Raw genomic sequence first — 15,217 nt, forward strand, 5'->3', positions numbered from 1 at the left:
GGTGCTTGGGAGAAGTGGCCCGGCCGCGCGAAGATCCGGCGGTCCGAGTAGCCGGGCGTCCGGAGCACCGGGCGTCCGGCAGCCGAGAGAAATCCGTCCGGAAAGGGATACGCCCCCATGCACCACAGATCGCACGTGTACGCCGCCGTCGGCGCGGTACTGCTCATGGCATCGGCCCTGCCCGCCACCGCTCACCCCGCCGCCGCGCTCGACACCTCGCATCTGCCGCCGCCTGCCGCACCACGGGCCGGGGCGCCCGGCCCGCCGGCCGCCAAGAGCTCCATCCGGCCGGAGAGTCCGGTCACGGCCGACGCTCTGCGGGCGAAGCTCCAGGACTGCGCGCCCGTCTCGAAGGGCCGGTACCGGACCGACCAGGACAAGCCCGCCAGTGTCCCCGTGTGCGGCAAGAAGGGCGCCGTCTTCTGGCAGGCCGATCTGGACATCGACTGCGACGGCCAGGTCACGGCCCGCTGCAACAGGAAGACCGACCCCTGGTTCCACGGGGACACCGCCTTCCACCAGTCCGACGGCAAGCCGCTGAACGCGGAGAAGCTGCCGTATGTCGTGGTGCCAGCGCCCAGCGGCATCTGGGACTACACCGCGTCCGGCATCCGGGGCGGCGGTGTCGCCGCGCTCGTGCACAAGGACCGGGTGGAGTACGCGGTGGTGGGCGACACCGGACCTGCCGGGATCATCGGGGAGGCGTCGTACGCCGCCGCGCACTCGCTCGGGGTCGACCCCGATCCCTCGCGCGGCGGCGTCGCGTCGGGGGTGACGTACATCCTGTTCAAGGACTCCAAGGTCACGCCGATCGAGAGCCGGTCGTCGGCGGTGGAGCTGGGCGGCGAACTGGCCAGGAAGTTCCTTCAGGAGAACTGACGGAACGTCCCCCGGCACGAACGTCCTCGGTACGGAGGCGAAGTCGGCGCCGTCTCCGTACCGAGGACGTGATCCTTCACGTGTCGCGGGTCGCAAGTCGCAGGTCGCTGGCCGCCCTAGACGATGCCCTCGGAGATCTCCGACTGCTCGCGCGCGCTGCCGTACGACTGCGGGGTGCTGTACGAGCCCCGCGCCGCGTACCACCAGGCAGTGGCCAGCGCCAGCACGACCGCGAGCGCGACCACCGCGTAGTTCATGGTGTCGGTGGTCACCGGGTTCTTCTGGGGCAGACAGAAGATCACGGTCACGATCACGACCCAGGCGACGGCGATCCAGCCGATCGGCTTGCTCCAGCGGCCGAGAGTCCAGGGGCCCGGCTGGAAGCGGTCGCCGGCGCGCAGCTTGAGATAGATCGGGATCGCGTAGGCGGGTGTGATGCCGATGACATTGATCGCGGTCACGGCGCCGTACGCGGTCGGCGAGTACAGCGAGGGCAGGGCGAGCACACAGGCGAAGCCGACCGACAGCCACACCGCGGGCACCGGGGTCTGCGTGCGGCTGCTGACGCGCCGCCAGAGCGCCGATCCGGGCAGGGCGTTGTCACGGCTGAAGGCGAACACCATACGGCTGGCGGCGGCGACTTCCGCGTTGCCGCAGAAGAGCTGCGCCATGATCACGACCAGCAGGAGCGCACTGGCGCCGTTGGTGCCGAGGACGTCGATGAAGATCTGCGCGGGTGGCACGGCGGCGCCGCTCGTGTCCGCGTAGTCCTGGATGGCGAAGGTCAGACCGGCGAGGAGGGCGAAGCCGGCGATCCAGGAGACCCAGATGGCACGCACGATGCCGCGCGCGGCGGAGACGGAGGCGTTGGACGTCTCCTCGGAGAGATGGGCCGACGCGTCGTAGCCGCAAAAGGTGTACTGGGCGAGCAACAGACCGATCGCGGCGACATAGATCGGGTTCTGCCAGCCGGTCTCGTTGACGAATTCCGTGAACACGAATTCGGGCGACTGGTGGTTCTTGGGGACGATCGCGAGGATACCGACGATCAGCGCCACACCGCCGAGGTGCCACCAGACGCTGATCGAGTTGAGAACGCTGACCAGCCGGACACCGAAGAGATTCAGTGTCGCGTGCAGCAGCAGGATGCACATGAATATGATCATGGTCCAGCCGGGCGTCGCCTCGAATCCCCACTGGAGGTTGAGGAAGGCGCCGGTGAACAGGGCCGCGCCGTAGTCGATTCCGGCGATCGCGCCGAGGAGTCCGAGCAGGTTCAACCAGCCTGTGTACCAGCCCCACTTACGTCCGCCGAGCCGGTCGGCCATGTAGTAGAGCGCGCCCGATGTGGGATAGGCGCTGGTCACCTCCGCCAGCGCCATGCCTATGCAGAGCACGAAGAGACCGACACCGATCCAGCCCCACAGCATCACGGCGGGGCCGCCCGTGATGAGCCCGAAGCCGTACAGGGTCATGCATCCCGACAGGATCGAGATCACCGAGAAGCTGATGGCGAAGTTCCCGAAACCGCCCATCCTGCGGGCGAGTACGGGCTGATAGCCGAGTTCCCTCAGCCGTTCTTCCTCGTCTTGCCGCGGAACCGGATCCGACTTCGACCAGGCCGGTGGGGAGACGGACATGGCAGTACCTCCCGGTACGGAGAATCAAGGTGAGTGGGCGATGTGCGGTGGGGGTCTGGCGGGGCCTGAGCGGGGACCGATGCGAAGAGCGAAACTAGGAATCCGATTTCCGTTCACGGTCGGCGGCGAAGCAGCGGGCGCGGGCGCGGGTGAACACCTCCTCGGCCTGTGCGGTGTCGTCGGGCCCCCGGGCCCGGTAGGCCCAGGGCACGGGGGTGTAGTACGGCCCCAGGGCCTTGAACACCCGGGCCGCCTCGGACAGTTGGAGCGAACCCCACAGGGCGTGCGCCAGATGGTTGAGGTCCAGCAGCGAGTTCTCGGTGGGCACCGACCTGTCGAACCAGATGTGCAGGGCCCGCAGCGCGTCCCGGGTGGCGTCCTCGGTGACCCAGTGCAGGTCCAGCGCCTTCTCGTTGCCGCGCTCCCTGCGGTACCGCTCGACCCGTACGAAGAGCGGGAGGGCCTGGAGTGCCGAGCCCTCGGGTGCGGACGAGGCCGCCCACTGGACGAAGTTGACCGCCTCGGACAGCGAGCCGTCGGCCCTGCGGGCGTACACGAACTGAAGCATCCGGTGGTACGCCTCACGGTTGCACGGGTCGCGCTTGTCCGCCTCGGCGAGCAGGGCCCACGGGCCGGGGAAGAGCATCGGCCCCGGCGGTGCCAGCCGGTTCTCCTCCATCCGCTGCTTGCCGTCGAGTTGGGCGAGCGCGAGCAGACAGACCCATGGGACGGGGTCGGCGGGTACGAGCCGCGCGGCGCTGTCGCACGCCTCCCACGCCTGGCGCCACAGATCGGTCGTGCGCGCGTGGCCCTCGCGGTGCGCACGCAGGGCGCGCTCCACGGCCACGCGCGTCCGCATGATGACGGCGTCCGTGTTGTCGGGCTCCTCGGCCAGCCAGGTGTGCACGGTGTCCGAGCCCGCGGCGACGGTGGCGAGCACCTGCGTACGCTGGGTCCACAAGGCCCAGCCACGCGTGCCGGCGAGCAGCTCACGCATCGACAGCCAGCGGCCGGTTCGCAATTCCTGTACGGCCTCCCGGAGTTCACTGTCGTGGCCCGCCGGGTGGTAGAGCGGACGAAAGCGATCGCTCACGTACCCTCCGCCCGATACTCCCGCAACTCCGCCTCTTTCCGGAGTAGTTCGAATCCCCGTACCTATCAAGGCACTTGAGAATCACCCTACTCAGTGATAATTACTCCGCTGTTATTCGGCGATCAGTGTAGGGGCCAACGCAAGGGCCCCAGGAACACTTTGCTGATCTTAAGCAACCCTGAGTGCATGTCGTGACCTTGACGTGCAAGACGGGCTGCAGCACCCTTTCGCTCAGTGATCGGACGATCACCGTACTCCGACCGAAGAACGTGACATGCCGCCTGCTCAGCACTCCCCCGGCAGCACTGCCGTGGACCCGGCCTCACGGCCGGTTCTCGCCGTCGACCAGGGCACCTCCTCCACCAAGGCCCTGGTGATCTGCCCGGAGCGCGGGGTGATCGGCAGCGGTACGGCGCCGGCGCCTCCGCGCTACGCCTCCGGCGGAGTGGTCGAGGCCGATCCCGCGCTGCTGCTCTCCTCGGTCGTCGAAGCGGGGCGCCGGGCGCTCGCCGAGGCCGGCGAACCCGTCGCGGCCGTCGGACTGGCCAACCAGGGGGAGACCGTACTCGCCTGGGACCCGGACACCGGCGTGCCCCTCACCGACGCGATCGTGTGGCAGGACCGGCGCGCCGCCTCCGTCTGTACCGAACTCGCCCCGCACGCAGACCTGTTGAGAGGGCTGACGGGGCTGCCGCTGGAGCCGTACTTCGCGGCGCCGAAGATGGCGTGGATCCGCCGGAACCTGACCCGCGACGGTGTCGTCACGACCTCCGACTCCTGGCTCGTCCACCGGCTGACCGGGGAGTTCGTCACCGACGCGGCGACCGCGGGACGTACCCAGCTGCTCGACCTCGACACCGCCGAGTGGTCCCCCGCCGCACTCGGCGTCTTCGGGATGAGCGACGAGCGGCTGCCCCATGTCGTGGACGCGGCCGGTCAGTTCGGTGTCACGACGGCCTTCGGGGACCCGATTGCGCTGACGGGCCTGCTGGTCGACCAGCAGGCCGCGCTGCTGGCCCAGTCGGTGACCGAGCCGGGAACGGCCAAGTGCACCTACGGCACAGGGGCGTTCCTCCTCGCGCAGACCGGCGCCCGCCCGCTGCGCAGCCGCACCGGTCTGGTCGGCTGTGTGGCCTGGCGGCTCGGCGGCCGGACGAGCTACTGCCTCGACGGTCAGGTCTACACGGCGGCATCTGCCGTGCGGTGGCTGAGCGATCTCGGCGTGATCTCCGGCGCCGAAGACCTCGACCGGGTGGGCTCGTCCGTCGCGGACAGCGGGGGCGTGACCTTCGTACCGTCACTCGCCGGACTCGCCGCGCCGTGGTGGCGCGGCGACGCGAAGGGCTCGATGACCGGGCTCAGTCTGGAGACCGGCCCCGGGCATCTGGTACGTGCGCTGTGCGAGGGCATCGCGGCGCAGGTCGTGGGCCTGGCGGACGCGGTGGCCGAGGACACGGGCACCCCGCTCACTTCGCTGCGGGTCGACGGCGGGCTGACCGGGTCGAAGCTGCTGATGCAGACACAGGCGGATCTGCTTCAACTGCCCGTCGAGGTCTCCCCGTTGCCCGACGCGACCGCGCTGGGGGTGGGTGCCGTCGCCCGCATCGGGCTCGACCCCGGCATGAGCGTGGAGCGGGCCGCGCCCCGGTGGCGGCCCAAGGAGGTCTTCGAGCCGAGCATCGGCGCCGCCGAGGCCGCCGAGCGGCTGGGCGTCTTCCGTACGGAGGTGGCGGCGATCGTCGCCCGTACGCCATCCGCCGGACAGACGGCCGCCTCACTGGCGAACACCGGCGCCGGTACGGTCACGTCATGACCGTCACCGTGTCCGGGCCGCTGCCGGACGAGGTGTACGACGTGGTGGTCGTGGGCGCGGGGGTCGTCGGCGCGGCTATCGCCCGCGAGCTGGCCCGGTACCGGCCGCGTACGGCCCTGGTCGAGGCGTCCGGGGATGTCGGCGACGGTACGTCGAAGGCCAACACGGCCATCCTGCACACCGGTTTCGACGCGGTGCCGGGGTCGCTCGAAGCCCGGCTCGTGCGTGAGGGCAGGGACCGGCTCGCCTCGTACGCCGAGGAGTGCGGAATCCCCGTCGAGCCGATCGGCGCGCTGCTCGTGGCCTGGGACGAGGAACAGCTCGCGGCCCTGCCGGCGCTCGCCCGCAAGGCAGCGCGCAACGGATACCGGCGTACCCGCACGGTCGCCGCCGACGAACTCCGCAGCCGCGAGCCTCATCTGGGCGGCGGCGCGTCGGGCGCGCTCGAAGTTCCCGGCGAGAGCATCATCTGCCCGTGGACGACGACGCTCGCGTACGCGACCCAGGCGGTACGGAGCGGGGTCGACCTGCATCTCAACTGCCGGGTGACCGATGTGGGCGAGTCCGCCGCCCGCTCACCGCGTCTCCTCACCACCGGGCGGGGGCCGTTGCGCACCAAGTGGCTGGTCAACGCGGCGGGGCTGTACGCCGACGAGTTCGACAGGCTGCTCGGCCACACCGACTTCTCGGTGACGCCCCGGCGCGGTCAGCTCATCGTCTTCGACAAGCTCGCCCGCCAGTTGGTGAGTCACATCCTGCTGCCGGTGCCGACGGCGCTCGGCAAAGGAGTCCTGGTGTCGCCGACCGTGTACGGCAATGTGATGCTCGGTCCGACCGCCGAGGACCTGGACGACAAAGAGGCGACCGGTTCGACGGCCGAGGGTCTGGCGTTCCTCCGGGAGAAGGGCCGGCGGATCATGCCGGAGCTTCTCGACGAGGAGGTCACCGCCGTGTACGCGGGGCTGCGCGCGGCCACCGGGCAGGACGACTACGCGATCCGTTCGCACCCGGAGCAGCGGTACGTCGCGGTGGGCGGGATCCGGTCGACGGGGCTGACCGCTTCGATGGCGATCGCCGCCCACGTGGTGGAGCTGCTGACGGAGGCCGGTGCCAGGGTGGGGACGGCGAGGGACCTCGTGCCGGTGACGATGCCGAATCTCGGTGAGGCGTCCCCCCGTCCGTATCAGCGCGCCGATCTGATCGCCGCCGATCCCGCGTACGGGGCGCTCGTGTGCCACTGCGAGCGGGTCTCGCGGGGCGAGATCCGTGACGCGCTCGCCGCCGACATCCCGCCGTCATCGCCCGAGGGGTTGCGGCGGCGCACCCGGGCGCTGGGCGGGCGGTGCCAGGGGTTCTACTGCGGGGCCGCGGTGCGTGCCCTGTTCGACGCGTCGGGCGCCGACGCGTGGTCGTCGTCGTCCCTCAGGGAGGCCGCACGGTGAGCAGCGAACTGTCCTCGTCCACACCGGAATCCGCTTCTGAATCCGCGTCCGGATCCTCGGCGGAGCGCGCACCGGGTGCCGCTTCGGGATCCGTGCCACCCCCCGTACCCGGCAGGCGGGAGCGGGCTGTCGACGTCCTGGTGGTCGGCGCGGGCCCCGCCGGTCTGGCGCTGTCGTCGCGGCTGGCCGCCAGTGGCATCAGCGTCGAGACCGTCGACCGTGAGGACCAGCCGGGCGGTGTCCCCCGGCACTGCTTCCACTCCGGATTCGGACTGCGTGATCTGCGCCGGCGGATGACGGGCCCCGCGTACGCGCGCCACTGGGCGGACGCCGCTGTCCGGGCGGGGGCGGTCCTGCGTACGGGCGTCACGGTCACCGGATGGAGCGAAGGACCGCCGGCGGACCCGCTCGCCGTCGACGTCACGAGCCCCGCCGGGCTGGAGCGGATCACCGCGCGGGCCGTCGTCCTGGCCACCGGCGCGCGCGAACGCCCGCGCAGCGCACGGCTGGTGCCGGGCACCCGGCCGGCGGGGGTGTTCACGACCGGCGAGCTCCAGCAGGCGGTCCATCTCCACCACCGTCCTGTCGGGCGCCGCGCCGTCGTGGTGGGCGCCGAGCAGGTCAGCTACGCCGCCGTACGGACGCTGCGGGACGCGGGTGTCGAGGTGGTGGCCATGGTCACGGAGCTGCCGTACCACCAGGCATCCCCCGCCACGGCGCTCGACGCCCGCCTCCGCCACGGCGTCCCGCTGCTCGTCGACGCCCGCGTGAGCGAACTGCTCGGCCGGGGGCGGCTCACGGGGGTGGCGCTGCGGCACCGGGACGGCCGGGGCACGAGCGTCGCGTGCGACACGGTGGTGTTCACCGGCGACTGGATCCCCGACCACGAACTCGCGCGCCGGGGCGGCATCACGCTCGACCGGGCGAGCCGGGGCCCGTCCGTCGACGGCTCGTTCCGCACGGACCGGGCCGGGGTCTTCGCCGTCGGTAATCTGCTGCACGCGGTCGAGCCCGCGAGCACGGCCGCGCGGGAGGGACTGCTTGCCGCCGAGCCGGTGCTGCGCCATCTGGCGGGCGGGGCACGCCCGTTGGCGTGGATCCCCGTCCAGGTCGAGGAGCCCCTGTTGTGGGTCGCGCCCAACCGGCTCGACCCGGCCGATCCGCGCGTCGAGGCGGGCGGCTTCGTCCTCCGTACGGAGGGCAGGCTCGGCCCCTGGTCGTCGCTGGTCGTGCGGCGCGACGGACGCGTGCTGCACAGGCAGCGGCTGGTACGGGGCGCGGTGCCGGGCAGGACGCTGCGCCTGTCCGCCACCTGGACGGCGCAGGTGCGGGCGGATGTGACGGCGGCGGTGAGGAACCCGGACGGCGGCCCCGTACGGATCTCCGTGGAGCGCTGAACCCGCCGCGGCGAAGAGACCGCCGGCCGGTGGGGCCGCGCCCGAAGAGGGGCGGCCCCACCGGCAGGTGGTGGAGTCACTCTCCTTGTGCCATCACTTCTTCTTGGGCACGAACATCTTGATGTCGGTCAGGCTCGCGCTGCCCTCGTACACGTTGGTGTAGAGGTCTCCGATGACGAAGGAGTCCGGGTAGGCGGAACCCGCGGGCCACTGGTCGGGCCAGGTCGAGCTGCCGTTGTTGTCGTTCTGCACGAGGGTGTTGTTGAAACGCCCGTCGTACTCGCCCGGCTTGACGTTGTAGTGCCAGATCGGGTCGTCGTCGACGACGAACGGCCGGTGGAAGCGCAGTGTCTGCTGTCCGGCGCGCGCGAAGTTGCCGCCGGCCTCCAGCGTGTAGCCGGTGGCGTCGCGCTCGATCGCGAACGTGTAGTCCTGGTTCGGCATCAGCTCCGGCTGGAGTTCGGCCGCCGACGAGAGCTGCTGCTCGGCGACGCCGTCCGAGCAACTGGTCATGAACCACTGCGAGTTGCCCGCGAGACCGCCCTTGCCGGGGGTCCAGTTTGGCAGTCCGCTGATCCACATGTTGACCGTGTTGAAGCTGCTGTCCTTGTAGTCGTAGTACGTGCCGTCCGCGGAGTTGCAGACCCGGCCGCCGGTGCCCGTGCCGACCCGGTCGGGGTGCTGGGCGAAGGAGTCCATCAGGACCTTGCGGCGGTAGTGCCAGAAGTGGTTGTTACGCGGCGCCGGGTCGGCGAAGTCCACGATCGACAGATAGTGGAAGCCGTTGTAGCCGTACTTGCCGGCCCGGACGTCCTGCCACTCGCAGTACGGCGCCGACGCGTCGCCCTCCCAGCCGGGGCTGTTGGAGCCCTCGCCCCACGGGTGCTGCGTCTTGCAGCCGTCCTTGCTGTACCCGTTGGTGCGGTTGTCGTAGTCGATGGTGCCGTTGCGCTTCCCGCCGAAGTCGAGTGTCTTGAGCTTGTACTCGATGCGGTACTGGTCCGGCAGGGCCTCGGTGGGGCGGAAGATGGCACCGCCGGTGTGGTCGGGCACCTTGAGCTCGGCGACGGTCTTGCCGGCGGCCCTGCCGTTGGTGATGGACGGCGCCTTCTCGATGCGGCCGTCCTTGTTCCAGTCGCGCGCGGAGAGGGAGGCGGTGAGCCAGCCGCCGTCACCGACCTTGAACTCCTTGCGGTAGGTGTCGAAGGAGTTGAACGCGGTGTTCCACGCGGGCCCGTAGTCGTTGGCGTACCACTGGCCGTTGTCTTCCATGATGGTGTCGAACGGCTCGCTGTACGTCTCACGGGTCCAGGGTGTGCGGGCCGGGTCGAGCTTGTTGGAGAAGTTCTCCTGGTGGAGCAGCTTCCAGGCGGGTGCCTTGGGCGGCTTCGGGGGTTTGCCCGGCTTGCCGGGCCGGTCCGCGGCCGTCGCCTTGCCCGTCCCGTCGTCCGGGGCCGCGTTCGCGGACCCGAGCGAGAGCGGGACGACGAGGGCGCCGCAGAGCAGCGCCGTCATGGCGTAGGCGCGCTTGCTCCGTGGCAGTGACCGGGTGCGGCCGGCCCCTCTCGCCGGGGAATTCGTGCGGGTGCGGCTCATCAGAAGTTGCCCTCCGGGTCGTAGTACTTCTTCGCGTTCTCCTTGGTGACGCGCGGCGAGTCCACGACCGTGTCCTTCTCGGGCTTCTTGCCGTCGAGGATCTCCACGGTCCTGTCCAGACCGAGACTGCCGATCACATCGGCGTCGTTGAGGCCGGTGACAAGGTAGTTGGTCCCGTCGAGGATGGCCTTCAGCGCCTCGGCCTGGCCGTCGACGCCGGCCAGCACGATCTTGTCGGCGAGGTCGGCGTCCTTGACGGCGCGCTGCGCGCCCAGGCACATGGCGTCGTTCTCGCAGAAGACGGCGTCGATGTCGTCGTGGGCGGCGAGCAGGCTCTCCATGACGGTCAGTCCGCCGTCGGAGCTCCAGTTGCCGTAGTCGGGTGCCTCGACCAGTTCGATTCCCGACGCGCCTTCGAGGGCGCCCTTCACCCCGTCCGTACGCGCCTTGCCGATGGTGTTGTCGGCGGGTCCGCCCTTGATCAGGGCGACCTTTCCGCCGTCCGGCAGGCGCTCGACGAGGAATTCACCGTTCTGCTTGCCGATCGCCTCGTTGTCGGGGCCGACCCAGCTCGCGTACTCGCCGGTCTGGAACTTCCGGTCGACGAGGACGGCGGGCTTGCCCGCCGCCCTGAGGGAGTTGAGGACGGCGGGCGCCGACTCCAGCGGTCCGCCGGAGATGATGACGGCGTCGACGTCCTTGCTGAGCAGGTCCTCCACGTTGGAGGCGAGTTTGGCGGCGTCACCGCCCGCGTCCGTACTGAGGATCTCGACGTCCTTCTTCTTGGCCTGGGCCTTGATGGCCTTGTCCATGCCGTTGAAGTAGGGGCCGCCGAGAGTGAAGTTGGCGACGCCGACGGTGTAGGAGCCGTCGCCCTTCTCGCCGCCTGACCCGGAGTCGGAGGAGCAGCCGGTGAGGGCCGCGGTCAGAACTCCGGCCACCAGCACACCGGTTGCTCGTTTCGTGATCATGATGTACTTGCCCTTCCGGGGTTCGGATCGTTCCCGGCCGCAGCACGGAAGCGGCCGGTGCGCTGGATGAGAATGACGGCGATGATGATCAGGCCCTTGAGCACCTGCTGCCAGAAGCTCTGCACGTCGTAGAGGTTGAGCAGGTTGTTGATCAGCGCGAGTACGAGCACACCGGCGAAGGTGGCGCGTACGGAGCCCTTGCCGCCGGCCAGACTCGCTCCGCCGATGACGCAGGCGGCTATCGCGTCGAGTTCGAACGCGGTGCCGACGCTGGGCTGGGCGATACCGACCCGGCTGGCGAGGATGACGCCCGCGAGTCCGGCGCAGGCGCCGGAGATCGCGTAGGCGAGGACGATATGGCGCCGGACGCCGATGCCCGCGAGCCGTACGGTCTCCGCGCTGCCGCCGATGGCGACCAGTGAACGGCCGGCCGGGGTACGGCTGAGGAAGACGCCACCGAGCAGGAAGACCCCCAGCATGATGAGGGTGGAGACGGGCAGCGGTCCGATCACGGCGGAGCCGAGTTCGAAGAAGCCGGTCTTCTCGGGTGCGACGGGTGTCTCGGAGTAGACGAAGGCGAGGCCTCTGATGGTGGTGAGCGCGGCCAACGTCACGACGAACGGCGCCAGTTGGAAGCGCGCCACGAGCGCGCCGTTGACGAGTCCGAAGCCGATGCCGGACGCGACGCCGACCGCCATGGCGACCGGCACGGGCAGGCCGGAGGAGAGCCCGGCGGCGACGATCCCGGAGAAGGCGACGACGGAGCCGACGGAGAGGTCGATGCCGCCGGTGAGGATCACGGCGAGCATCCCGTAGGCGAGCAGGCCGGTGGTGACCATCTGCTTGAGCAGATTGGTGATGTTGCCCTCGGTCAGGAAGGCCTCGGTGGTGGAGCCTGCGACCACAACGAAGATCACGAGGAGCGCGGCGAGTCCGGTCTCGACGGTGATGTCGTGGCCGGCGACGGTGAGCCGCGGCAGCCGGAGCCCTCGTGGCGGCGGCGGTCCGGGGTCGCCTGCCCCGGTGGACTTGGTGAGCTGTTCGGTCATGCTGCGTGTCCGATCGCGTGGGCGAGGACCGTGTCCTCGGTCGTACCTTCCGAAGGGAGTTCCGCGGCGATCCGCCCCTCGTGCATCACCAGCACCCGGTCGGTGGCGCCGAGCACCTCGGTGAGGTCGGAGGAGATCAGCAGGATGGCCATGCCGTCGCGGGCGAGTTCGTCGAGCATCCGGTAGATCTCGGCGCGGGTGGCCATGTCGACGCCGCGGGTGGGCTCGTCGAGCAGCAGCACGCGCGGCTCGGTGAGGAGCCACTTGGCGAGGACGGCCTTCTGCTGGTTGCCGCCGCTGAGGGTGCGTACGGGCAGCTTCGCCGAGTGCGCGGGCCTGATGTCCAGCCGCTCGACCATGGAGACGACATCACGCCGGCGTCTCGCGGTGTCGAGCAGCGGGCCGCGCGTGGTGGCGCGCAGCGTGGTGAGGCCGATGTTCTCGGCGGTGGTGAGGCCGAGTACGAGTCCGGTGCGCTTGCGGTCCTCGGTGACGAGCGCGAGTCCGGCGGCGATGGCCTCGCGGGGGCCCCGGAACCGTACGGCGTCGTTGCCGGGGGCGCGGACGGCACCGGATGTGGCCGGTTCGGCGCCGAAAACGCAGCGGGCGAGTTCGCTGCGGCCGGAGCCGACGAGACCGAACAGGCCGGTGATCTGGCCTGCCCGCAGGGAGAAGGAGATGTCGCTGAACTCCCCGGTGCGGCTGAGCCCCGAGACGTCGAGAAGGCTGTCGCCGTCGGCGGGGCGGCGCGCCGGGTAGAGCTGTCCGGCGGGCCGGCCCGCCATCAGCCGGATGAGTTCGTTCTCGTCGGTGCGGTCGGGGGTGGTCTCGGCGACCACCCGGCCGTCCTTGATCACCACGATGGACGTGGCGAGTTCGGTGACCTCGGCGAGCCGGTGGGAGACGTACACGATGAGGACGCCGCGTTCCTGGAGCCGGTGTATCAGCGCGAACAGCGCTTCCAGGTCGCTGCCCGCGAGGACGGCCGACGGTTCGTCGAGGACCAGGACCCTGGGCTCGCCGCCCTCGCTGACGAGGGCCTTGGCTATCTCGACCATCTGCTGTCTGGCGACGGTGAGGCGGCCGGCCTTGACCCGGGGGTCGATGGCGCCGTAGCCGATGCCGTCGAGCAGGGCGCGGGCCCGCCGGTGCGCGGCCTTCCAGTCGATGAGGCCGCCGAGGCGCCGCGGGAAGTGGCCCATGAGGAGGTTCTCGGTGACGGACAGCTCGGGTACCAGGGTCAGTTCCTGGTGGACGGTGCGGATGCCGTGCGTGTGCGCGTCGTGCGGTGAGCGCAACTCGACCGTCTCGCCGTCGAGTTGGAGCTCTCCGGCGCTCATCCGCTCGGCGCCCGCGAGGATCTTGATGAGCGTGGACTTGCCCGCCCCGTTGGCGCCGACGACGGCGAGCACCTCACCGGCCCGGCCCGTCAGGTCCACCCCGTGCAGCACTTGTGTGGGGCCGTACGATTTGCGCACCCCGCGTATCCGCAGGACCGGCCGGGTCGGCGTGCTCACCCGAAGGCCTCCATCACGATGATCGTCTTCTGCCGGGTGAACTCCAGGGCCGTGTCGTGCAGTCCCTCGGCCGAGCCACCGGTGTCCTTCGGACCACCGAAGGGCAGATTCTCGGCGCGCAGCGCGGTCGACCCGTTGATGACGACGCCTCCGACCTCCAGGCGTCCCGCGAGGGTGAAGGCGCGCTGGATGTCGCGGGTGAAGACGGCCGCCTGGAGGCCGTACGGGGAGGAGTTGGCCATCCGTACGGCGTCGAGCGGGTCGGTGAAGCGGGCGACCGGTGCGACGGGGCCGAAGATCTCGTCGGCGAACGCGGCGCTGTCATCGGGGACGTCGACCAGGACGGCGGGGTCGTAGAAGGCGCCCCGGCGACCGCCGCCGGCCGCCTTGCGCGCGCCGTCGGCGACGAGGGCGGCGACCGCCGACTCGACGCGCTCGGCGGCCTCTTCACTGATCAGCGGTCCGACATCGTTGCCATCGGTCAATTGGTCCCCGACGCTGAGCTTGGCGGCGCCCGCGAGCAGGGCCTCGACAAAGCTGTCGTGCACACCGTCCTGGACGTAGACGCGCTTGACGGCGCAGCAGATCTGGCCGTTGCCGCGGGCGAGCCGGCCGAGGACCACGGCCTCGGCCGCCGCCTCGACGTCGGCGTCGTCGCAGACGATCAGGGCGTCGTTGCCGCCGAGTTCGAGATGGACCTTCTTCAGGGTGTCGGCGGCGCGGCGGGCGATCTCGCGGCCCGCGGCGGTGCTGCCGGTGAGGCTGACGGCGGCGACGCCAGGGCGTGAGGCGAGTTCCTGGGAGATGTGCACGCCGCCGGTGAGGAGTTGGTGGGCGCCCGCGGGGGCGCCCGCCCGCTCGACGAGTTCGCCGATCCGCACCACGGCGAGCGGGCAGCGCACGGGCGGGTGGACCAGGACGGCGTTGCCGGCGGCGAGGGCGGCTGCCGCCTTGTGGGCGTACAGCTCGACCGGGTAGTTGAACGGCACGAGGGCGGCGACCGGGCCCAGCGGCTCGCGGACGGTGACGGCGAGGTGCCTCTCCAGGCCGGGGACGGCGTCGAGCGGAATCTGGCGGCCGAAGAGGCGGGTGGCCTCGCCGGCGAAGCCGCGGAAGATCCGTACGGCGGCGCGGACTTCCTCCACCGTCTGGAAGAAAGGCTTGCCGTTTTCGGCGGCGAGGAGCCGTGCCAGGTCGTCGGTTTCGGCCTCGATCAGGTCGGCGACGGAGCGCAGAAGCCGTGCGCGCGCATGGGCGGGCATCGCGGCCATCGCCCGTTGTCCGTCCACTGCGGCGGCGAGGGCCGCGGTGACGCGTACCGGGCCGAAGTCCTCGATTTCGCCCAGCAGTTCGCCGGTTCCTGGATTGCGTACGGGCAGCGGTGCGGTTCGGGTGGACATGCGGCGCTTACTCCCGGGGGCAGGGCTCGGCAGAAGTGCGTTCGGCACTTCGAACATGTGGAGGCGATGCTGGCGCACCCCCATTAATTCGTCAACACGTCTTACAAAATGGGGAAGCGCTTTCCGGGCGACGGCATCGAACCGCGCGGCATCCACCCCCACCGTCCCCCCACGGGCCCCTGACCGCCCGCTTCCCCGTCCGGTGAACGGCGGATGAGCGGATTCCGCACGCCGCGAGTGGGGCCGACGAACGTTTGCGGTTGCGAGTGATCCCTGTGCGGTGTTCGGCGCCGGGAGTTGCGGCCTCGTTCACACCCGGGCCACGCCGGGTCCCCAGCATCGGAAGAGAAGCGGGACCTGGGGCGTGGGGGGGGGGGGATGGGCGCCCCCCCCGACCGCCCCGGCAGCCAAAAAAACACC

General features: G+C 70.6%; 11 protein-coding genes. 4 read left to right on the forward strand and 7 right to left on the reverse strand.

Annotation, left to right across the window (positions count from 1 at the left end; translation table 11 throughout):
* Nucleotides 1–117: 117 nt before the first annotated feature.
* Nucleotides 118–879: a glycoside hydrolase family 75 protein gene (locus ACFWV8_RS26995; RefSeq protein ID WP_384208808.1), complete on the forward strand. Its 762-nt coding sequence runs from the start codon at nt 118–120 to the stop codon at nt 877–879.
* A 116-nt stretch (nt 880–995) separates the two neighbouring features.
* Here ACFWV8_RS26995 and ACFWV8_RS27000 read toward each other — a convergent pair whose 3' ends face one another.
* Nucleotides 996–2,519 (reverse strand): amino acid permease, encoded by a 1,524-nt coding sequence (locus ACFWV8_RS27000; RefSeq protein WP_384208811.1) that lies wholly within the window; start codon nt 2,517–2,519, stop codon nt 996–998.
* Between the two features lie 94 nt (nt 2,520–2,613).
* Entirely contained in the window at nt 2,614–3,516 is a 903-nt protein-coding gene (locus ACFWV8_RS27005) for a hypothetical protein (protein WP_384208854.1), read from the reverse strand.
* 370 nt (nt 3,517–3,886) lie between these two features.
* Between ACFWV8_RS27005 and ACFWV8_RS27010 the strand changes: the two genes are divergently transcribed.
* The 3 genes from ACFWV8_RS27010 (at nt 3,887) to ACFWV8_RS27020 (ending at nt 8,264) form a co-directional block, all read left to right on the forward strand.
* Nucleotides 3,887–5,425, forward strand: coding sequence for an FGGY family carbohydrate kinase (locus ACFWV8_RS27010; protein WP_384208814.1), 1,539 nt, complete (start codon nt 3,887–3,889; stop codon nt 5,423–5,425).
* The gene (locus ACFWV8_RS27015; protein WP_384208817.1) at nt 5,422–6,867 is read left to right on the forward strand and encodes an NAD(P)/FAD-dependent oxidoreductase; all 1,446 of its coding nucleotides are present in this window, start codon (nt 5,422–5,424) and stop codon (nt 6,865–6,867) included. The genes ACFWV8_RS27010 and ACFWV8_RS27015 overlap by 4 nt, the downstream gene beginning before the upstream one ends.
* 92 nt (nt 6,868–6,959) lie before the next feature.
* The gene (locus ACFWV8_RS27020; protein WP_384208859.1) at nt 6,960–8,264 is read left to right on the forward strand and encodes an NAD(P)/FAD-dependent oxidoreductase; all 1,305 of its coding nucleotides are present in this window, start codon (nt 6,960–6,962) and stop codon (nt 8,262–8,264) included.
* 93 nt (nt 8,265–8,357) lie between these two features.
* Here ACFWV8_RS27020 and ACFWV8_RS27025 read toward each other — a convergent pair whose 3' ends face one another.
* The 5 genes from ACFWV8_RS27025 to ACFWV8_RS27045 are packed head-to-tail and all read right to left on the reverse strand — an operon-like array spanning nt 8,358 to nt 14,797.
* Complete coding sequence (locus ACFWV8_RS27025) at nt 8,358–9,860, reverse strand: mucin-5B (RefSeq protein ID WP_384208820.1); 1,503 nt, start codon at nt 9,858–9,860, stop codon at nt 8,358–8,360.
* The gene (locus ACFWV8_RS27030; RefSeq protein WP_384208822.1) at nt 9,860–10,831 is read right to left on the reverse strand and encodes a sugar ABC transporter substrate-binding protein; all 972 of its coding nucleotides are present in this window, start codon (nt 10,829–10,831) and stop codon (nt 9,860–9,862) included. The genes ACFWV8_RS27025 and ACFWV8_RS27030 overlap by 1 nt, the downstream gene beginning before the upstream one ends.
* On the reverse strand, nt 10,828–11,880 hold the full coding sequence (locus ACFWV8_RS27035) for an ABC transporter permease (protein ID WP_384208825.1): 1,053 nt from the start codon (nt 11,878–11,880) through the stop codon (nt 10,828–10,830). The genes ACFWV8_RS27030 and ACFWV8_RS27035 overlap by 4 nt, the downstream gene beginning before the upstream one ends.
* Nucleotides 11,877–13,397 carry a sugar ABC transporter ATP-binding protein gene (locus tag ACFWV8_RS27040; protein ID WP_384208829.1) on the reverse strand — a complete coding sequence of 507 codons (1,521 nt, stop codon included), beginning with the start codon at nt 13,395–13,397 and terminating at the stop codon, nt 11,877–11,879. Before ACFWV8_RS27040 ends, ACFWV8_RS27035 begins: the two co-directional genes overlap by 4 nt.
* Nucleotides 13,394–14,797, reverse strand: coding sequence for an aldehyde dehydrogenase family protein (locus ACFWV8_RS27045; RefSeq protein ID WP_384208832.1), 1,404 nt, complete (start codon nt 14,795–14,797; stop codon nt 13,394–13,396). Before ACFWV8_RS27045 ends, ACFWV8_RS27040 begins: the two co-directional genes overlap by 4 nt.
* Nucleotides 14,798–15,217 lie beyond the last annotated feature (420 nt).

This window comes from Streptomyces sp. NPDC058665, from assembly GCF_042714995.1.
Classification (GTDB): Bacteria; Actinomycetota; Actinomycetes; order Streptomycetales; family Streptomycetaceae; genus Streptomyces.